This window comes from Asticcacaulis sp. DW145 (assembly GCF_037101385.1).
GTDB classification, from domain to species: Bacteria; Pseudomonadota; Alphaproteobacteria; order Caulobacterales; family Caulobacteraceae; genus Asticcacaulis; species Asticcacaulis currens.
In genome coordinates, this window is sequence record NZ_AP029025.1 from 528,468 (window position 1) to 548,733 (window position 20,266).

A 20,266-nucleotide genomic window follows, 5' to 3' on the forward strand; every position below is an offset into this window, starting at 1 on the left:
TTTAGCCCGCGCCCCCCGAAATGCCGGGGAGAAGAGGGCGCACGATGAAACGATTGAAAACGATAGGTCTGACCGTTCTGGCGGTTCTGACCGTGGCGGTGCTGGGCTGGGCAACGACGCCCTACTGGAGCCACGGTGAGGCGGTGGTTGAGGTGACGGGGACAACCACCAAGCGTGAAGGCGGCAGAGACGTCTATCTGGTCTTCACCACCTCGGGAACCTTCCGCAATACGGACAGCCTGCACTATCTGAAGTTCGATTCTTCCGATCTTCAGGGCAAGCTGAACCGGCCCGGCCGCTACCGCATAAATTATTATGGTTTTCGTGTTCCTGTGTTATCTCTGTACCGGAACATAACCAGAGCCGAAGAGGCTCCATAAACAGTATGCGTACCCCAAGGAAACGAATGACCCAATTACCGCTTAATCCGTTCTTTGCCTGGACGTCTCTGGCGCTCAAAAGTTCGGAAATGCTGATGGCTTCGGCGGAGGTCATCACCCATCGCGTCAACCGCATGGCCAATGCTGACGCCATCCCCAGTGCTGAGGATCAGCGCGAATTCACCCTGATGGGGCAGGAAAAGCTCGAAGCCGGGACCGAATCGCTGATGGCGATGAGCCAGTACTGGATGAACCTCAACCACGAGGTCAGCACGCAGGCCTTTCACAACATGATGGATATGGGCCACAGCCTGACGGCGCTGGCCACCAGCCGTTCGGCGGCCGAGGCCCTGACGCATCAGGCGCGTCTGGCCGACAGCGTGATGCGCGGTGTCAACCACGCCGCTGACCTGTCGGGTAAGGCGGCGGCCCTGACCGAGCACGGCCTGAAACCGGTGCATAGCCGCGCCGTGGCCAATGCCAAGCGTCTGAAAAAGCGCAAATAACTCAATCTGCGTCCGGGCCCGGCGTCTCGCGGCCCGGCACTTCGCCGGTCAACAGGCCACGCGCGGTGAGGGGCGGCATTCGGGACAGGTCGATGCTGACTGTGGTCACGTCGCGCACGCCCCAGCTTTTGTCCTTGTCCGATCCGGCATCGCCCGCCGCGTTCAGCCGCCACAGATTAGCGGCCTTGTCGGTCAGGCTGTCGCCGGGCAGGTCGCCCTGGGTCAGGGTAAAGGGCGAGGTATCGCCGTGGATCAGGAAGACCGGCTTCCCGAAGGCGCGGCTTTCATGGATCAGGGCCGCGCGCACCGGCAAGAAGCCATCGCACAGGCGCTTGTCGTCGGCGGCCACGTCGTGACAGGGGACAAAGCGCGCCTCGGCCTTTTCATTGAACATATCGGCCTGAGTGGCGACGATCACCGCTGCGGCACCGCGTTTGCGGGCATGGGCAAAGGCGGCTTTCAGCCACGCCATAGTATGGGCATCGCGCGCATCGGCGGCGCTGGCGGCCACGCTCAGATCGTCGCCCATCACCGAGTCCCGGCCATTATTGGTGCCCACCACATTCATCGTGACCACGACGAAACGCCCATAGTCGAAGCGGGCGTTTTCCGGCATGTCCGGCTGCTGAACATAGTGCCATTTGGCCTCTCTGACCGGCGGCGTGGCAAAGAAGCGCTGACGCAGGCCCTCCAGCCTTTGCAATTCCGAGAATTTGCGCCCCGTCGCCGGATCGTCCTTGCGGTCGCAGTCGGTCCATTCATTGTCGCCGGGGGTGTAAAAGACCGGAATGGGCTTGAGATCAGACAGCATTTTGGCAAAGGCCGCATCCGGCGGGCCGCAGACTTCGCCGCCCGACTGCGTATCGCCGACGTGCAGGATAAAGGGAGGCGTTTGCGCTTTCACCGCCGGTATGGCTCTGGCCAGCATGGCGCGGTCGGTATCGTCATAGGGGGTGTCGTTGATGACGACGAAATCGACCCGCGCGGGCTCAGCGATGGGAAGCAAAGCACAGCCGCTCAAACTGGCGGACAGGGTAAGGGCCGCAACGATCGACAGACGCTTCATCAGTACCTCCGGAAATCTCCGCAGGCTAATCCGCCTCTGTGACAGATACAAGAAACGGGAATTAAACCGCCAGCTTCAGCTTCAGGCGGTGGGCGCGCATCATCGTCCTGAACCGCGCCTGACGGAAGAAGGCCGTAAGCCCATAGGACCGTTCCACCAGCCAGCAGGCGATGCAGTATTCGGTGCGGATTTTCAACTGGCTCATGGGGTGTCTTTCAGACGAGGCAGGCAAAGAGGGGCGGGCAGACCAGAGGACCGCTGTGGACAGTTTAGCCGCAAAGGCTGAACAGGCCGCCAACAAACACGGTTAAGCAAAGGTTTGCGGGGGCGATACGCACGTCTGAAACAATATTTCCCCAAAAGTGACGCGCCCCCTCTTTACGCGGCGCGGCGTTTCGCTTAAGCCCAACCCGCAAAATGGAGAGTCCCTTATGGATATACGCGAAGGCTTAACCTTCGACGACGTTTTGCTGGAGCCCGGTCCCTCGGACGTGGTGCCCACTCAGGTCGATACGAAGACCCGCTTCACCCGCACCATCAAACTCAACATCCCGCTGGTCTCTTCGGCCATGGATACCGTGACCGAGGCGCGTCTGGCCGTCGCCATGGCGCAGGCCGGGGGTCTGGGGATCATCCACCGCAACCTGTCCAATGAGCGTCAGGCCGAGGAAATCCGCGAAGTGAAGCGTTACGAGTCGGGCATGGTCATCAATCCGGTGACCATCCACCCCGAAACGACGCTCAGCGAAGTGCGTGACATCATCGCGCGGCGCCACATTTCGGGCTTCCCGGTGGTAGAGCGCGACACCAACAAGCTGGTCGGCATCCTGACCAACCGCGACATCCGCTTCGAAAGCGACGGTTCAAAGACCGCGGCCGATCTGATGACGCGCGACGCCCTGATCACCGTGACCGAGGGCGTCAACCAGAGCAAGGCGCGCGAACTGATGGCGCTGCACCGCATCGAGCGCATCATCGTCGTCGATGACGCCTATCGCGCCGTCGGCCTGATCACCGTCAAGGACATGGAAAAGGCGCAGGCCTATCCGACGGCGGCCAAGGACGAGTCCGGCCGTCTGCTGGTCGGGGCCGCCTCGACCGTCGGCGATGCCGGCTATGAGCGCTCGCAATTCCTGATCGACGCCGGGGTGGACGTGTTGGTCATCGACACGGCGCACGGCCACTCGTCGCTGGTCGGGCAGGCGGTTGAGCGCCTCAAGCGCGAATACAACCACGTTCAGATCGTCGCGGGTAACGTCGCCACCTATGAGGCGACGCGCGCCCTGATCGACGCCGGGGCCGATGGGGTCAAGGTGGGGATCGGGCCGGGTTCGATCTGTACCACGCGCATGGTCGCCGGTGTCGGCGTCCCGCAACTGACCGCCGTGGCCGATTGCGTGCGCGCCGCCAAAGACTCAGGCGTACCTATCATCGCTGATGGCGGTATCAAGCTGTCGGGCGATCTGGCCAAGGCCATTGCCGCCGGGGCTTCGACCGCCATGCTGGGGTCGATGTTCGCGGGCACCGAGGAAGCGCCGGGTGAGATCATCCTCTATCAGGGCCGCTCCTATAAGTCCTATCGCGGCATGGGCAGCGTCGGGGCCATGGCCCGCGGCTCGGCCGACCGCTACTTCCAGAAAGACGTACAGGACTCGATGAAGCTGGTGCCCGAAGGTATCGAGGGTCAGGTGCCGTACAAGGGCCCCATCGCCCCGGTCATCCATCAGCTTGTTGGCGGCTTACGCGCCTCGATGGGCTATGTCGGCGCACCGACCATCGAAGAGTTCCAGAAGCGGGCGAAGTTCGTGCGCATCACCAATGCGGGCCTGCGCGAAAGCCACGTCCACGACGTGATGATCACGCGCGAAGCCCCCAACTATCGCCAGTAAGGGAGTGCGGGCATGACGGTGGAATTACAGGTTCTGGTCTTTGCCGCCCTGTGGGGCGTGGCTCAGATCCTTATCGCCGCCGTCGCGCCCGCCTTCAAACCGGGCTATTTCCAGTGGAACGCCAGCCCGCGTGACGAAGACTTTGATGTCGGCCCCGCCGCCGGGCGGATGCGTCGCGCCTATCAGAACTATCTGGAGACCTTCGCGTTTTTCGCGGTGATCGTCATTGCGCTGGCCTTTGCGGGCAAGTCGAATGACGTGTCGCGGCTAGGGGCCCATATCTATCTGCTGGCGCGTGTCGCCTATTTCCCGGCCTATGCCCTGGGCACCAAGCTACGCAGTGCCTTTTACCTGCTCTCGCTGGTCGGTATCGGCATGTGCGTCTGGACCTGTTTTGCGTAAGGATAAAGAGTGACCCCCGCCGCCCGTCTGCAAGCCGCTTCCGATATTCTCGACCTTCTGGGCAAGACGCGCCGTCCCGCCGAAGAGGTGTTGAAGGACTGGGGCCGCAACAACCGCTATGCCGGGTCAAAGGACCGCCGCGCCATTGCCGATAAGGTCTATCAGTGCCTGCGCGCGCGCGAACGCTTGTCTTTTGCAATGGATTCGTCGGCGGGGCGTTCACTGGTGCTGGGGGCGCTGCACTTCCTTGACGGCGTAAGCCTTTCCGAGATCGACAACCTCTACACCGGCGAAGGCTATGCCCCGCCCAAGCTGTCGGTTGCGGAGCGCAAGCGACTGGAGGCGGGGGATGGCGAAGCGCCCGAATGGCTGGAGTCCGGCCTGCCGGCCTTTGTCGTGGAACGCCTCAAAGGCGTCTATGGCGACCACTGGCTGAAAGAGGCCGAGGCCCTGATGCTTCCGCGCGCGCCCATCGACCTGCGCGTCAATGGCGACCGTGCCCCCTTGATCGCCGGGCTGGAAATGCTGGGCTACAGGCCCGAACCGACGCCGTTTTCGGCCTTTGGCGTGCGCCTGCCTGCCGATCCGCCGCCCAATGTGCGCGCATTGCCCGCTTTCCGGCAGGGCACGATCGAGATTCAGGATGAGGGCTCGCAACTGGCGGGCTTCCTCGCCGGGGCTCGGCCCGGCATGACGGTGGTCGATTATTGCGCCGGAGGCGGCGGCAAGACTCTGGCCCTGCTGCAAGCCATGCAGGGTGAGGGTCGTCTGATCGCCTCGGATGTCGAAAAGACGCGCCTCAACAATATCAAACCCCGCCTGACCCGTGCCGGTCTGGAGGCGGAGTTGCGCCAGCTTGGCCCGGACGGCGAGGGGATGGAAGACCTCGAGGCCCAGGCCGATCTGGTGCTGGTCGATGCGCCGTGCTCTGGCTCAGGCGTCTGGCGTCGCCGGCCCGAAACCGCGCATAAGCTGGAAGAAAAAGAGGTGGCGCGCCTGCACGAATTGCAAAGCGCCATCCTGCACCGTGCCTCGCGTCTGGTGAAGCCGGGCGGGCTTTTGGCCTATGCCACCTGCTCGATCCTGCCGGACGAGAATGAATTGACCGCAGACCGCTTCGAAGCCGACCACCCTCACTTTACACCGCGCCCGGTCGCCGATGCGCTGGACAGCGCCGCGGTGACCCCGGAAGGCGCGGAGACTTTGAAAAAGATTGCGCAGGGCCATCGTCTGCGCCTCAGCCCCGGAACCAGCCACACGGACGGGTTCTTCGTTTCGCTATACCGGCGCAAGCCATAAGACAATTGGTCGAAAAACCATAGGAAAACAGGCGCATGTCGCATCACGAAAAAGTCCTGATTATTGATTTCGGATCGCAAGTGACTCAGCTCATCGCGCGGCGCGTGCGCGAATGCGGCGTCTATTGCGAAATCCATCCCTTCACCAAAGCGGCCGAGGCGATCAAAAGCGTCGCCCCCAATGCGGTGATCCTGTCCGGGTCGCCGCACAGCGTCGTCGAAGCCGGTCCGACCCTCGACAAGGCCCTGTTCGATATGGGCCTGCCGGTGTTCGGCATCTGCTATGGCGAGCAACTGATGTGCGACCTTCTGGGCGGCAAGGTCGAAAGCGGCCATGACCGCGAATTTGGCCGCGCCGAGATCGAAATCGCCGCCGACACGCCGCTGTTCCGCGGTCTGGGTAAGCCGGGTGACAAGGAAATCGTGTGGATGAGCCACGGCGATCGTGTCACCGCCATCCCCGACGGCTTCAAGGTTATCGCTGTCTCCGAAGGCGCGCCGTTTGCCGCCATCGCCGATGAGGCCCGCCGCTTTTATGCCGTGCAGTTCCACCCCGAAGTGGTCCACACGGTGCGCGGCACCCAGATGATCCGCAACTTCCTGTTCGAGATCGCGGGGCTAAAGGGCGACTGGACCATGGCCGCCTTCCGTCAGGAAATGATCGAAAAAATCCGGGCTCAGGTCGGATCGGGGCGCGTTATTTGCGGCCTGTCGGGCGGGGTGGACTCGTCGGTCGCCGCCGTGCTGATCCACGAAGCCATCGGCGAGCAACTGACCTGCGTGTTTGTCGATACGGGTCTGTTGCGCAAGAACGAAGGCGAGCAAGTGGTGTCGCTGTTCCGCGATCACTATAACATCCCGCTGATCCATGTACAGGCGCAGGACAAGTTTCTGGGGGCGCTCAAAGGGCTGTCCGACCCCGAACAGAAGCGCAAGACCATCGGCCGTCTGTTTATCGAGGTCTTCGACGAAGAGGCAGCCAAGATCGACGGTGCGGAATTCCTCGCTCAGGGCACGCTTTATCCCGACGTGGTCGAAAGCGTCTCGCCGCACGGCGGGCCTTCGACCGTCATCAAGAGCCACCACAATGTCGGCGGTCTGCCCGACTATATGAAGCTGAAACTGGTCGAACCCTTACGCGAACTCTTTAAGGATGAGGTGCGCGCTTTGGGCCGCGAACTGGGCCTCAGCGAAGCCTTTGTCGGCCGCCATCCCTTCCCCGGACCGGGTCTGGCCATCCGTATCCCCGGCGAAGTGACCCCGGAAAAGGTAAAGACGCTTCAGGACGCCGACGCCATCTATCTCGATGAAATCCGCAAGGCGGGTCTGTATGATGATATCTGGCAGGCCTTTGCCGTGCTGCTGCCGGTGAAAACCGTGGGTGTCATGGGCGATGCGCGCACCTATGAGGACGTATTGGCCCTGCGCGCCGTCACCTCATCCGACGGCATGACGGCAGACTTCTATGAGTTCCCGTGGCCCGTGCTGGGCCGCTGCGCCACGCGCATCGTCAACGAGGTGAGGGGGGTCAACCGCGTCGTTTACGACGTAACCTCCAAGCCTCCCGGCACGATCGAGTGGGAATAAGTCCCGTTCTGCAAATTACCGTTTGACAACGATTGCGCGCGGGCCTAATGGCCGCGCGCATTCTTGTTTCACGGGGTTATCCTACCCTTTGGAACAGGCTTATCAGGAACCTAAACCCATGCCCGACGACAGTAGTCGATCCACATTGCCGCAAGGACCGCGCATCGGGTAAACGGGTTTCGGGCTTACCGATACCGGCCTTTGCGGCCTCAGTATCAAAGGTAAGCCGATGGTCTTCTTTTTCGAAGATAGTCAGGGCGCGCGCCCGCTCGTGCGTGCGTCCCGCACCGATCGTTATGGTGTGTCCTTTCCCGATCTCGCCGCCTTCCTGCTGCTGGCCGGCGCTGCGGTGCTGGTCTTTCATGGCGCGTCCGCCATGGATCAGCCGCTCTCCCAACTGCGTTCCGCACCGGTGACGCTCGACCTGGCGCAACTGCCTGAATATGCTCTGCGCTCGACGCTACGCATGTTTGCGGCGCTGGCGGCGTCGCTGGTCTTCACCTTCACCGTGGCCACTCTGGCGGCCAAGAGCCGCCGGGCAGCCCTTCTGATCATTCCGGCGCTCGATATCCTTCAGTCCGTCCCGGTTCTGGGCTTTCTGACCTTTACAGTGACCCTGTTTATGGGCCTGTTTCCGGGCAATCAGTTAGGGGCCGAAGCCGCCGCCATCTTCGCCATCTTCACCAGTCAGGCGTGGAACATGGCCTTCAGCGTCTATCAGTCGCTGACCACCCTGCCGACGGACCTTGATGAGGTCAGCCGCCAGTTCGGTTTTTCGCCCTGGCGGCGCTTTATCCGGCTGGAACTGCCCTACGCCATGCCGGGGCTGGTGTGGAACATCATGATGTCGATGTCGGGCGGGTGGTTCTTCGTCGTGGCCTCAGAAGCCATCACGGTGGGCGATACACACCTGACCCTTCCGGGGATCGGTTCGTGGCTGGCTCTGGCGATCGACCGGGCGGACTTCCGCGCCGTCGGCTGGGGCGTGTTCGCCATGGGGCTGGTTATCCTGCTCTACGACCAGCTCTTGTTCCGGCCGGTGGTGGCCTGGGCGGATCGCTTCCGCTTCGAGCAAACGGCGTCGGGTCAGGCCCCGCGCTCGTGGGTACTGGACCTTCTGCGGCGCTCGCGCGGTCTGGAGCGGCTGGGGCAGGCCCTGCGGCAACCCTTTGTGTGGTGGGAAGCCCGCTGGCCCGCCGCCGCACCGCGCCGCATCCGCCGCCCGACCCCGCGCAAGGCATCGCCCGTAGCTGATCTCCTGTGGGCCGGTGCGTTGGGCGTCGCCTGTCTGTTCGCCCTGTGGACTCTGGGGCATTATGTGGCCGCGCATCTGAGCCTCAGCGATATAGGCACGGCCTTTGGTCTGGGCAGCCTGACTTTGTTGCGGGTGGTGGTGCTGATCGCGCTGGCCAGTCTGATCTGGGTGCCGGTGGGTGTGTGGATCGGTTTGCACCCGGTGTGGGCCGAGCGGCTTCAGCCTCTGGCGCAGTTTCTGGCAGCCTTTCCGGCCAATGTGCTGTTCCCCTTTGCGGTCATGCTGATCGTCGGCCTGCACCTCAATGCCAATCTGTGGCTGTCGCCGCTGATGGTGCTGGGGACGCAGTGGTACATCCTCTTCAACGTCATTGCCGGGGCCAGCGCCATTCCGGGTGACATGAAGGAGGTGGCGCAGATGTTCCGCATCCGGGGCTGGCAATGGTGGCGTCAGATCGCCCTGCCGGCGGTGTTTCCCTACTATGTGACCGGTGCCCTGACGGCTTCGGGCGGGTCGTGGAACGCCAGCATCGTGGCCGAAGCCGTGGACTGGGGCCATACCCACCTCGAAGCGGCGGGCCTTGGGGCCTATATCGCCCGCGCCACCGCGGCGGCCGACTATCCCCGCGTGGTGCTGGGCATCGCCGTGATGAGCCTGTTCGTCATCGCCTTTAATCGCATCGTGTGGCGCCGCCTCTACGTCTTCGCCGAACGCCGCCTGCGTCTGAACTGATTTTATGTGTTGGAGCTTTCCCATGACCCACACCCAATTCACCCCCGCTTGCCCTCTGGTCGAACTGCGTCAGGTGTCGCACGTCTATGAAAAGGGCAAATCCACGGGCCACACCGTGCTGGACAAGGTCGATCTGACCCTGAATGCCAATGAGATCGTCGGCCTTCTGGGGCGCTCAGGCTCTGGCAAATCGACCCTGCTGCGCACCGTAGCGGGCCTGATCGAGCCCAGCGAAGGCACGGTCCGCTTCCCCTCTGCGCCGGACGGGCAGGCCAATGTCGGCATGGTGTTTCAGAGCTTCGCCCTGTTCCCGTGGCTGAGCGTGCTGCAAAACGTCGAGGTCGGCCTTGAGGCGCAGGGCGTGGCTCCGGCCATCCGCCGCGAACGCGCCCTGAAAGCCATCGACCTGATCGGGCTCGACGGCTTTGAAAACGCCTACCCCAAGGAGCTGTCGGGCGGGATGCGTCAGCGCGTCGGTCTGGCGCGGGCTCTGGTCGTCGATCCGGATATCCTTTTGATGGATGAGCCCTTTTCGGCGCTCGACGTGCTGACGGCGGAAACCCTGCGCACCGATCTGCTCGACCTGTGGTACGAAGGGCGCACGCCGCTCAAGTCGATCCTGATCGTCACGCACAATATCGAGGAGGCGGTGCTGATGTGCGACCGCATCCTCGTCTTTTCCTCCAATCCGGGGCGGGTGGTGGCCGAAATCACCGTCGATCTGCCGCAACCGCGCGACCGTCTGGACCCGGCCTTTCGCGCGCTGGTCGAAGACATCTACCGCCGCATGACCACGCGCACGCCCAAGGCTCCGGTGCAGGAAGGCCTGTTTGCGGGCATGGGCATGGCCATGGTCCTGCCGCGCGTCTCGACCAATATTCTGGCCGGTCTGATGGAGGCGCTGGCCGGATCGGCCTATGACGGCAAGGCGGACCTGCCGGCGCTGGCGGCGGAGCTTCAGTACGAAGCCGATGAACTCTTCCCCATTGCCGAAGTGCTGCAACTTTTGCGCTTTGCCGAGCTGGAAGGCGGCGATCTGCTGCTGCTGCCCGCCGGTCAGGCTTTTGTTGAAGCCGATGTCGATGGACGCAAGCACCTGTTCCGCGAGCAGCTTCTGACCCATGTGCCGCTGGCGACCCATATCCGCCACGCGCTCGAAACCGGCGGCGAGGCCGGGCTGAGTGCGCGGCGCGTGCGCGACCAGTTGCAGACCCACATGTCCGAAACCTTTGCGCAGCAGACCCTGCGTTCAGTGGTTCAGTGGGGCCGTTACGCCGAGGCCTTCGACTATGACGAAAAGGCCGACCGCTTCAGCCTTGAGGACGTGGTGTAAGAGGAGGGCGTCGCTATGAAAAAGGTTCTCGGTTACGCGCTCCTCTGTCTGGCGGTGCTGGTGACTTCGCCACAGCGGGCGAAGGCTGCGGCGGGTTCGCATGTGGTGGATGACTCTGGCGTGGAAACGCCGGGCGTCTGCCATGTGGAATCCTGGGCCACGCGCTATGATGACCGCCGGGGGTATCTCAACCTCTCCCCGGCCTGCACCCGCAAGGTCTGGCCCCGGCTGGAAATGGGCGGCACGGTTCAGGCGATTCGGGACGGCAGGGACGATGTGCTGTTCGGCCCGGCCGTGAAACTGAACCTGCGCGCCCCTGCGTCCGGCCGCCCTGTCCCCGGCCTCGCGGTCGCCGTGGGCGGCACATGGAGCGGACGTTCGGGGCAACTGGAAGCCGCCAGTCTCAACCTGCCCGTGACCTTCAATGCCACGGACCGCCTACAGATCAACCTCAATACGGGCTGGGCCTATACGCGCCAGTCTGCGCATCCGCACGCCCTGACCTATGGCGCGCAGATATATGCCAGCGTCACCGATACGCTCGGTCTGATGGCGGAAACCTTTGGCCGCGACCGGGGCAAGCCGGGCGCGCAAGTGGCCGTGCGCTGGACCCCGGGGAACGGACCCTATGATCTGGATGTTGTTGTGGGGAACCGCGTGGACGGTCTGAGCCCGCGCGCCATCAGTCTGGGGCTGACGGTTCGCCATTAATCAACCAGCGACACATCCTCTTCACGCCGGAATTGACAGCGCCGATCCGCTTCCGCCAGATCAGGCTCTATGATTCCGGACAGGCCGATGGCCTGCGCCGATTGTTCAGAGCGTTCGTCGGCTCAGTTGCGCCGCCGAATGGTTCTAAATATTTGTTTGGTCGATATATTTTTGTCGAAAGCCGCTCACGCTTTTCGACATATCGCTTAAGATACAGGAGTTCCTCTATGGCCTTGACCCTCTACGGCATCAAAAACTGCGACACGGTGAAGAAGGCGCGGGTGTGGCTGGAAGGGCAGGGCCAGGCCTACACCTTCCACGACTATAAGGTCTCCGGCATTGACGAGGCGCATCTGAAGGACTGGTCTTCCAACGTCGGATGGAGCGTCCTGCTCAACAAGGCGGGCACGACCTTCAAGGCCTTGCCGGAGGCCGATAAGGCCGACATAGATGAGGCTAAGGCCATCCGCCTGATGCTGTCCAATCCGTCGATGATCAAGCGCCCCGTGCTCGACAGGGACGGGACGATCACGGTCGGGTTCAAACCGGACCTTTATGCCGGCCTGTTTGAATAGGACGGCCATGGCCAGCGAGGGAAGCGCCCTATGACCCCAAGGCTCAGGCGTGTGTGGCGCTGGCTCGAAATCGACCGCGGCGGTGTCTTTCAGGCCCTGCGTCTGGCCTTCGCGGCGTGGTTGGCTTTTGCCATTGCGGCCCTCCTGCACGTCGAACACGCCTACTGGGCGGCCATGCCGGTCTGGGTGGTGTCGCAGCCGTCGCGCGGTCTGTTGCTGGAGCGCGCCTTTTTCCGCGTGCTGGGGACGCTGATCGGGGCCGGGGCAGGGTTCGTCATCCTCTGGCTGGCGGCGGGGCCGGGGGCGGGGATCGTGTTTCTGGCCCTATGGGTGGGGGTCAATGCCGGGCTGACGCACATCTTGCGCGGCGTGCACGGCTACGGGGCGCTGATGGCGGGCATGACGGCCGCGATTGTTGTCCTGCCGTCGCTGCTGACGCCGCAGGCCGCCAGCGAGGTGGCGCAGGCGCGCGTCGTCTGCACCCTGATCGGCGTGGCAGTGGTGACGGTGGTGACCGGCTTCTTTACGCCCGTCTCGCCGCGTGAGGAACTGTATCGCCGCCTGCGTCTGATTTCGCAGGAGGCGCAGGGCTTCGCCGCCAAGGCTATTGAAGCCCCCGACCTGCCCGATAGCCCCGAGACCGAGCGGCGTATTCTGGCCGAGATCAGCGATGTGGAAAACGCCGCCATTCTGATTTCCGCCGGATCGGTCGAGGGCTATCGCCGCCTGCGGCACCTTGACGCGCTGATCGCCGCCACACTGGCTGTCATGGCGGCGGGGCGGGCGGTCAGGGCGCGGCTGCGTCGCGGCGATACCCTGCCCGCGGACCTGCCCCGGCATCTGAACGACCCGGCGTGGCTGGCGGCCCTGCCCGGAACACAGCTCATCCCCGAAGCCGATCGTCTTCTCGACGCGCTGACGCAGCAGGCCGAGGCCGAACGCCGCCTGTTCGCCGTCTCGTCTAGGGCCGATGCGGCCTCTTTCGGCGACAAGGCGGTCTATCTGGCCCCCAATCGCGACCGCAGCATGGCCTTCCGCGCCGGCGGGGTGGCCGGGGGCGCGACCCTGATGGCCGTCGGACTGGCCTGGGCCGTGAAATGGCCTCTGGCCGAACTGACCGCCATGGGGGTGTGCATCTTCTCGATGGTGCTGGGGCAGATGCCCCGTCCGCAGGTCACGGGTGTGCAACTCCTGCAAGGCATGGCCTGCGGCGTCGTCGCGGCCCTCCTCTATCGCCTGAGCCTTCAGCCTTATCTGCATGGGCCGGGGGCTGTGCTCGTCTCGCTGATTCCTGTCTTTGTGCTGGGCGCGCTGGCGCAGGTCAGCGTCAAAACGACGCCCTGGGCGGTCCACGCCAATATGGGCTTTCTGCTGACCAGTCAGGCCGGGGCGGCCGCCATTCCCATAGACCACGCGCTGGTCTCGTCGCTGGCCTTTCTCAGCGGGGTCGCCCTGGTTTGCGCGGGTTTCACCCTCTATCCGCCACAGGCGGTCAATCACGCGGCGGATGCCGCCAGCCGTATCCGCCGCGATCTGGAGGCCATGATCCGTCGTCAGGGCCCGCTCCCGGCGTCTCAGTGGCGGCCGCACACATCGCGTCAGATATTGCGCCTGATGCTGCATTTGGGGCGGGCGGGTAAGCTGGGGCAGGCGGCCCCCGACGGCATTCTGGCCGCGCTCAATCTGGGCCACGCCGTCACCCGGCTGCAAAGGTTGGCTGCCGATCAGGCGACGCGCGAGGGGGCGACTCTGGTTCTGCACCGCCTCGAAGGCTTTGCCGACCACACCGCCGAGACGGTGGCGGAGTTGCGGCGTCTGAGACTGGCGGACGCGGCGGTGCAGCGGGCGCTGGACAATACGATTGACGGGCTGGAGGCCGCCACGCCGCTCTTTGTCTTCAGCCATGCCGCGGATTAATTTTATTTAATTCCGTTGCGTGCATCCAAACGGCCCTGTCTGCGCCTCTTATCCTACAGAGGCGGATTTTCGCCTGACACTTTCTCAAGGGAGATCGTAACATGCACGGTTTCGAAGCGGCACTTCTCATCCCCATCATCTCTATCCTGATGCCTATTTTTATCGTGGGCATCGTTATGTACTTCCGCGCCAAGGACCGGGCGGAAGTGCAGAAAACCATCCGAATGGCCATCGAAAAGGGGCAACCCCTGCCGCCGGAGTATCTGGACAGCCTGCAAAAATCCGGAGCAACGATCGGCAAGATGAAAACGCCGGTCAACGATATTCGCTCCGGTCTGATCCTGATGGCCGTGGCGCTGGGTCTGGTGGTCATGGACTATGTCGGCAATGACTACACGTTTGAGACCCTGTCCGGCATTGCGGCCATTCCGGGCTTTATCGGCGTCGCCCTGCTGATCATGGGCATTGTCGGTCTGAACAATCAGAAGAAGTCCTGAACCGTAACGCTTTCAGGATAGACCCGCCATGTCCGCCCCTTCCACCGCTGCCGGTTACCGACATCTGAGCGATCATGACCTGATCGCTCAGGCGGTGCTGGGCGCGTCCGACGCCTTCGGTGAACTGGTCAGGCGACACTCAGCCGCCCTGCGCACACACCTGCGGCGCATGGGGGCGCAGGGGGCCGATGCCGACGACATGGCGCAGGAGGCCTTTATCACGGCCTATGAGCGCCTGACCGAGTACCGGGCCGATGGGCCGTTTCTCAACTGGCTGAAGATGATCGCCGCCCGGCGTTACCTGCGTAAGGTCAAGACGACGCAGAAATACCTTCTGGTCGAGGACGTGACCCCCTATGAGTCCCCGCCCGACCTGCACAGGTCCGGGCAAGGCGAGGGGGCGGCGCGCGATCTGGACGGGGCCTTGTCGCGGCTGCGGCCGGCGGAACGCCTGTGCGTGACGCTGAATATTTCCGGCGGCCTCAGCCATCAGGAGGTCTCGAACGAGACGGGCCTGCCGCTGGGGACGGTCAAGAGCCATATCAAACGCGGACTGACGCAACTGAGGGCGATGCTGGACATGGCTGAGGCCGTGCCGGTCGCTATCGAGAGGTGATGTCATGAAGGATGAAGACCTTTACCATCTGTTCCAGACGCCGATGCGCTTCGACGACGAACCGGCGTTTCAGGCGCGGGTAATGCGCCGCCTGGGCGCGAAAAACTGGCTGCGTCAGGGCCTGATCGCTCTGGCGGGTCTGCTGGGCGGGCTTTACGCCCTGACCCAGATCGTGCGCATCCCCGGCCTGTCGCCCACGGCGCAGGCCGCCACGCGACCGGCGGCGGCGCCGGATGCCACCTTCGAAGCCGGACTCGGTTTCGGGCGTGAACTGTTGGAAAATTTGGCCAACGGGCTGGCGCTGACCTTAAGCAAGTCCACGGATTATTTGGCCTTCGCGCAATCGCCCCTCTTTTTTTGGATCAGCTTTTCGCTATGTATGAGCATTGTCGGCCTGTACCTCGTCAACATGCGTGAAGAGGGGATATAGAGCGCAATCCGATAAAGTGCCATAAAAGCTTCTTGGCGCTTTTCGGAAAAATTGCGCGCCCGAACAAAAACCTAGAACATTCGGCGACCGAACTGAGCCGACGAATGCTCTAGGCCACTCCCTGCCGGTCATTCGTCCGGCTGAGCGAAAGGTGCCTTCAAGGTGAGCAGCCATACCCCATCCCCCGTCAAGCGCCTGACCGCGCCGGAAATCTATGCGCGCAAGGGCGGTACGCCCCTGGTCAGCCTGACTGCCTATGACGCGCCGATGGCGGAAATTCTTGACGATCACTGCGATATCCTGCTGGTCGGCGACAGCGTCGGCATGGTGGTGCACGGCCTGCCCAATACGCTGGGCGTGACGATGGACATGATGATCCTGCACGGTCAGGCGGTGATGCGCGGGGCCAGACGCGCCTTCGTCGTCGTCGATATGCCGTTCGGCTCCTATGAGGGCGATCCGGAAGTGGCTTTTGACAATGCCGCGCGCCTGCTGAAAGAAACCGGCGCACAGGCGGTCAAGGTTGAAAGCGGCCCGACGGTCGCCCGCACCATCGCCTATCTGACGCAGCGCGGCATCCCGGTTATGGGCCATATCGGTCTGCGCCCGCAGGCGGTCAATGTCGATGGCGGTTTCCGCGCCAAGGGCCGCACCCCCGAAGAGCGCGAAAAGGTCCTTCAGGAGGCCCGCGATACCGACGCGGCCGGGGCCTTTGCCATCGTGATCGAGGGCGTGGCCGCCGATCTGGCCGGGGAAATCACCGCGGCGGTAAAGGCCCCCACCATCGGCATCGGAGCCTCGGCGGCCTGTGACGGGCAGATACTGGTCGTCGATGACATGCTGGGTCAGTTCGACTGGTCGCCAAAATTCGTGCGCCGCTACGCTGCCTTACGCGAAACCATCGGGGAGGCGGCTGCGGCCTACGCCAAAGATGTCAGAAGCCGCGACTTTCCGGCCCCACAAGAGACATATTTTGCGAAGTAGAATGACAACCCTGATGGGGCGTCATCTTCTGGGGTCACATGCCCTGTAAGAAAAACCGGTTTCCACTTTTTCGGGGCATGTTCTAATGGTGATTGCGCATCCGGCCTGTTGCGGCTAGGTTCGCGCCAGATTTACGGGTGACCGCCGTGCGGCGGTCCCGTCAGTGTGTTCTGAGACAAGGAATAAACGTGAGCGATATTTTCGAGGAAGCCGAAGAAGGTCTGCGTCAGGACCGTTGGGCCGCCATCGCAAAAAAGAGCGCCCCCTGGGTTGGTGGCGCACTGGCCGTGGCGCTGATCGGGGCTCTGGGCTTCTGGGGCTATACGTCGTGGGAAGCCGGGCGCATCAGCAAGGCATCCGAATCCTATGTTGTCGCTCAGGACGCCCTGACCAAGAATGATAAGGGCGCAGCCAGGACGGCCCTGCAAAAGGTCGTGGACGCAGGCGCGCCGGGTTATAAGGCCCTGGCCCTGTCGCAACTGGCCGGGCTGGCCGTTGAGGACAACAAGACCGACGAAGCCGTCAAGCTGCTGGAAGAGGCGTCGAAGACCTCTTCGGACCCCTTGATTGCCGATCTGGCGACGCTGAAGGCTACCTTCCTGATCATGGACAAGGCGTCGTTTGACGACGTTGAAAAGCGCCTGACGCCGCTGACCAAGGAAGGGCGTCCCTATGCGGCGCTGGCCAAGGAAGCGCTGGCCATGGCCAAGATCCAGAAGGGCGACCTTCAGGGCGCGCGTGGCGATCTTCAGGCGCTGGCCTTCTCGCTCGATGCGTCTGACCCGCTCAAGCAGCGCGCCCAGATGGCGGTGGCCCTGATCGACTCCGGCGGGGCCGAAGTGGCACGTCAGGCGATCAAGCTGCCCGAAGTAAAGGCGCAGCCGCAGATGGCGGCACCGCTCAACCTGCCGCAACAGTAACCTACCCACCCGACTAACCCGCCTTGATGAGAAAGCCCTGATGACGGCAAAGACTTCCCACCATAACGGCCACCAAACCGGTCGTATCCTGACCGCCACGGCTATGGCGCTGGTGCTGGGCGCGGGGCTTTCGGGCTGCTCGACCATCCAGAAGATCAACCCGCTCAAGAAGGAAGAGCCGAAAGAGGTCGCGACGCAGGGCGAACGCATCTCCATCGTCGCCTTCGAGCAAAAGGTGCAGCCGTCCGAGCGCCTGGCGGGTAAGGACTTTTACCTGCCGTCGCCGCAACCGGTCGCCGACTGGCCTTTTGCCAGCGGCCCGACCACGACGGTCGAACATGCGGCTGCGGCGGAGCAGTTCAAAATCGCCTGGTCGAAATCGGTGGGTACGGGCTCGTCGCGCACGGCTCAGGTCGTCGCCTCGCCGGTATCGGATGGCAAGGTGATCTATGCCATGGACGGCGAAGCGCGCATCCGGGCCTTCGACGTAAATAGCGGCAATGAGCTGTGGACGCGTGACCTCAATCCGGACATCCGCCGCGACAAGGACGCCTTTGGCGGCGGTCTCGCCGTTTCGGGCGGCAAGCTCTATGTGACTTCCGGCTTCCGTCTGGCCGCCGCCGTCAACGCCTCTACGGGCGAAGTCCTGTGGACCAAGACGTTCGACAGCCCGCTGCGTGCCGCCCCGGCGGTGAACGGCAATGTCGTGGTCTTCAGCGACGTCGATAACCAAATGATCGCGCTGAACAAAGAGACGGGTGAACCCGCCTGGACCTATCAGGCGCTGGTGGAACCGGCGCGCATCCTGCGCACCACCTCGCCGGCCATCTATGAAAACCTGTTTATCGCGCCGTTTTCATCGGGCGAACTGGTCGGCCTCGATGCCAATAGCGGTCAGCAGGTGTGGACCCAGACCCTGGCGCAATCGACACGCACCAACGCCCTTTCGGAAATCCGCGACATTTCCGGCCGTCCGCTGGTGGCGAACAACCTCGTCTATGCCGCCAGCCATTCGGGCGTCTTTTCGGCGCTGGATGCCAAGTCGGGTCAGCGGCGCTGGTCGGTCAATGCCGATTCGACCAATGCCCCTTGGGTGGCGGGCGATGCCGTCTATCTCTCGACGCTGCAAAGCGAGCTGATGGCGGCCAATGCCGCTTCGGGTCAGGTCTATTGGCTGGTCGATCTTAATCAGGGCCGCACCAAGACCAAAAAGACCTTCTTCGGTCTGGGCAGCGCGAAAAAGGTCAAGAACCTGCCCGTGTGGACCGGTCCCATCCTGGCCTCCAACCGCCTGATCATGGTCAATTCCGAAGGCGAAATGGTCGCCTTCGACCCCAAGACCGGCGCGCGCAAGGAGACGCTGAAACTGGGTGATGCGGCCTATCTGGCCCCCATCGTGGTGGGGGACAAGCTGTTCGTTCTGACCGACAAGGCAAAGCTGATCGCCGTCCACTAAGCGATCCCACCGCTAGGAACATTCGGATGCAGGAGGCGAGCCTCCTGCATCTTTTCTTTTTTTTACACGGTATCTCCTGTAATAACCCCCTCATGACCTTAAAAATCGCCATTGTCGGCCGTCCGAACGTCGGCAAATCCACCCTGTTCAACCGTCTTGCGGGTAAAAAGCTGGCCATTGTCGATGACCAGCCCGGCGTGACGCGCGACCGCCGCTACGCTTCGGGCCATATCGGCGACATTGATCTCGACCTTATCGACACCGCCGGTTTCGAAGACGTGGCTGACACCTCTCTGGAAGCGCGGATGCGCCAGCAGACCGAAAAGGCCATCGAGGAATGCGACGTCGCCCTGTTCGTCATGGACGCCCGCGAAGGCGTGGTGCCGCTCGATCGCATCTTTGCCGACATTCTGCGCTTCAAGGACAAGCCGGTCATCCTGATCGCCAATAAGGCCGAGGGCCACGCCGGTTTTGCCGGGGCCGAAGAGGCGCACGTTCTGGGTCTCGGCGCGCCGCTGCACCTGTCGGCGGAGCACGGGGAGGGGATTTCCGAGCTTTATGAGGCGCTGGAAAAGTACCGCCAACTGATCGAAGGCGATTTCATCGCCGATGAGGGCGAAGACGAGGATGAGGACACCAAGCCCGTCCGCATCGCCATTATCGGGCGTCCCAATGCCGGTAAATCGACCCTGATCAACCGCCTGCTGGGCGAAGACCGCCTGCTGACCGGGCCGGAGGCGGGTATCACCCGCGACTCGATTTCGGTCGATTGGGAGTATGAAGGGCGCAAGATTCGCCTCGTCGATACGGCGGGTCTGCGGCGCAAGGCGCGCGTGCAGGAAAAGCTGGAAAAGCTCTCGACCGCCGACACCATCCGCGCCATCACCTTCGCCGAGGTGGTGATCCTGGTCATGGATCAGGAAAACGCCTTTGAAACGCAGGACCTTCAGATCGCCGATCTGGTCGAACGCGAAGGCCGCGCCCTGATCTATGTCATCTCCAAATGGGATACGGTCGAAGAACCGCAGGCGCGCCTGCACGAACTGAGCGAGATCGCCGAGCGCATGTTGCCGCAACTGCGCGGGGCCCCGTTTGTGGCCCTTTCGGCGCTGAACGGGCGCGGGCTCGACCGGCTGATGCCCGCCGTGCTGAAGGCCTATCGCAACTGGTCGGCCAAGGTGAAGACGCGCGACCTCAATGATTGGCTGAAACTGGCCATCCAGCGTCACCCGCCCCCCGCCGTGGACGGCAAGCGCATCAAGCCGAAATATATGGCGCAGACCAAGGGGCGCCCGCCCACCTTCGTGCTGTTCGCCAGCCGCGCCTATGCCATGCCGGCCCACTATCAACGCTATCTTATCAATAGCTTGCGCGAATCTTTTGATATGCCGGGCGTGCCTATTCGCCTGAGCGTCAAGGCCAATTCCGGTGTCAATCCCTTCGATGAAGGCGGCAGCAAGGACACCAGCGGCCCGCCGCGTGTGCGCGCCAAGCCGAAGATCAAGCCGGGCGAAAAGCCGGCTCACCCCAACCGTGTCAAGCAGAAGCCAAAAGAGCTCAAAGAGCGAAGCGTTAGCTCAACCAAAAGCATGCCTGCGACGCCCAAGGTGGTGGTCAAGGCGCGCACCTCGCGCAGCCTTGGGCCTTCGACCAAGCCCGGTGCCGCCGCCCCCGGTGGCCGCAGCAAGCCCGCGGGCAAGGGCAAGCGGTAA

Annotated in this window: 20 protein-coding genes; 18 read left to right on the top strand and 2 right to left on the bottom strand. The window is 63.2% G+C overall.

Translation table 11 applies throughout. The features are described from left to right. The first annotated feature begins 44 nt into the window (after positions 1 to 44). Positions 45 to 380: a DUF1523 family protein gene (locus tag AACH73_RS13635; protein ID WP_338736294.1), complete on the top strand. Its 336-nt coding sequence runs from the start codon at positions 45 to 47 to the stop codon at positions 378 to 380. A gap of 26 nt (positions 381 to 406) precedes the next feature. Next, a complete protein-coding gene (locus AACH73_RS13640; RefSeq protein WP_272741640.1) occupies positions 407 to 886 on the top strand; it encodes a polyhydroxyalkanoate granule-associated phasin in 480 nt (159 codons plus the stop codon). A gap of 1 nt (position 887) precedes the next feature. Here the strand turns inward: AACH73_RS13640 and AACH73_RS13645 are convergent, their stop codons facing one another. Then, positions 888 to 1,952, bottom strand: coding sequence for a metallophosphoesterase (locus AACH73_RS13645; RefSeq protein WP_338736295.1), 1,065 nt, complete (start codon positions 1,950 to 1,952; stop codon positions 888 to 890). Between the two features lie 61 nt (positions 1,953 to 2,013). After that, the gene (locus AACH73_RS13650) at positions 2,014 to 2,157 is read right to left on the bottom strand and encodes a hypothetical protein (RefSeq protein ID WP_338736296.1); all 144 of its coding nucleotides are present in this window, start codon (positions 2,155 to 2,157) and stop codon (positions 2,014 to 2,016) included. A gap of 226 nt (positions 2,158 to 2,383) precedes the next feature. Here AACH73_RS13650 and guaB point away from each other — a divergent pair, with 226 nt between their 5' ends. The 16 genes from guaB (at position 2,384) to der (ending at position 20,266) form a co-directional block, all read left to right on the top strand. Then, entirely contained in the window at positions 2,384 to 3,841 is a 1,458-nt protein-coding gene (gene guaB / locus AACH73_RS13655) for an IMP dehydrogenase (RefSeq protein WP_338736297.1), read from the top strand. Positions 3,842 to 3,853: 12 nt separating this feature from the next. Continuing rightward, on the top strand, positions 3,854 to 4,243 hold the full coding sequence (locus AACH73_RS13660) for an MAPEG family protein (protein WP_338736298.1): 390 nt from the start codon (positions 3,854 to 3,856) through the stop codon (positions 4,241 to 4,243). A 9-nt stretch (positions 4,244 to 4,252) separates the two neighbouring features. Next, entirely contained in the window at positions 4,253 to 5,542 is a 1,290-nt protein-coding gene (locus AACH73_RS13665) for an RsmB/NOP family class I SAM-dependent RNA methyltransferase (RefSeq protein ID WP_338736299.1), read from the top strand. Positions 5,543 to 5,577: 35 nt separating this feature from the next. After that, positions 5,578 to 7,128, top strand: a complete 1,551-nt coding sequence (gene guaA, locus AACH73_RS13670; protein WP_126423652.1) for a glutamine-hydrolyzing GMP synthase — start codon at positions 5,578 to 5,580, stop codon at positions 7,126 to 7,128. A 229-nt stretch (positions 7,129 to 7,357) separates the two neighbouring features. After that, positions 7,358 to 9,115, top strand: coding sequence for an ABC transporter permease subunit (locus tag AACH73_RS13675; protein ID WP_338736300.1), 1,758 nt, complete (start codon positions 7,358 to 7,360; stop codon positions 9,113 to 9,115). Between the two features lie 22 nt (positions 9,116 to 9,137). Continuing rightward, positions 9,138 to 10,448: a nitrate/sulfonate/bicarbonate ABC transporter ATP-binding protein gene (locus AACH73_RS13680; protein WP_338736301.1), complete on the top strand. Its 1,311-nt coding sequence runs from the start codon at positions 9,138 to 9,140 to the stop codon at positions 10,446 to 10,448. A gap of 15 nt (positions 10,449 to 10,463) precedes the next feature. Next, complete coding sequence (locus tag AACH73_RS13685) at positions 10,464 to 11,159, top strand: hypothetical protein (RefSeq protein ID WP_338736302.1); 696 nt, start codon at positions 10,464 to 10,466, stop codon at positions 11,157 to 11,159. Between the two features lie 227 nt (positions 11,160 to 11,386). Then, entirely contained in the window at positions 11,387 to 11,734 is a 348-nt protein-coding gene (locus tag AACH73_RS13690) for an ArsC family reductase (protein ID WP_338736303.1), read from the top strand. Positions 11,735 to 11,764: 30 nt separating this feature from the next. Next, complete coding sequence (locus tag AACH73_RS13695; protein ID WP_338736304.1) at positions 11,765 to 13,651, top strand: FUSC family protein; 1,887 nt, start codon at positions 11,765 to 11,767, stop codon at positions 13,649 to 13,651. 101 nt (positions 13,652 to 13,752) lie between these two features. After that, positions 13,753 to 14,148, top strand: a complete 396-nt coding sequence (locus AACH73_RS13700; protein WP_126423662.1) for a DUF6249 domain-containing protein — start codon at positions 13,753 to 13,755, stop codon at positions 14,146 to 14,148. Positions 14,149 to 14,176: 28 nt separating this feature from the next. Then, positions 14,177 to 14,764, top strand: a complete 588-nt coding sequence (locus AACH73_RS13705; protein ID WP_338736305.1) for an RNA polymerase sigma factor — start codon at positions 14,177 to 14,179, stop codon at positions 14,762 to 14,764. Positions 14,765 to 14,768: 4 nt separating this feature from the next. Next, positions 14,769 to 15,194, top strand: a complete 426-nt coding sequence (locus tag AACH73_RS13710; RefSeq protein ID WP_338736306.1) for a hypothetical protein — start codon at positions 14,769 to 14,771, stop codon at positions 15,192 to 15,194. Between the two features lie 162 nt (positions 15,195 to 15,356). After that, entirely contained in the window at positions 15,357 to 16,178 is an 822-nt protein-coding gene (panB, locus tag AACH73_RS13715) for a 3-methyl-2-oxobutanoate hydroxymethyltransferase (protein ID WP_272741654.1), read from the top strand. A 188-nt stretch (positions 16,179 to 16,366) separates the two neighbouring features. Beyond that, positions 16,367 to 17,098: a tetratricopeptide repeat protein gene (locus tag AACH73_RS13720; protein WP_272741655.1), complete on the top strand. Its 732-nt coding sequence runs from the start codon at positions 16,367 to 16,369 to the stop codon at positions 17,096 to 17,098. 40 nt (positions 17,099 to 17,138) lie between these two features. Continuing rightward, positions 17,139 to 18,554 (top strand): PQQ-binding-like beta-propeller repeat protein, encoded by a 1,416-nt coding sequence (locus tag AACH73_RS13725; protein WP_338736307.1) that lies wholly within the window; start codon positions 17,139 to 17,141, stop codon positions 18,552 to 18,554. 92 nt (positions 18,555 to 18,646) lie between these two features. Beyond that, positions 18,647 to 20,266, top strand: coding sequence for a ribosome biogenesis GTPase Der (gene der, locus AACH73_RS13730; protein ID WP_338736308.1), 1,620 nt, complete (start codon positions 18,647 to 18,649; stop codon positions 20,264 to 20,266).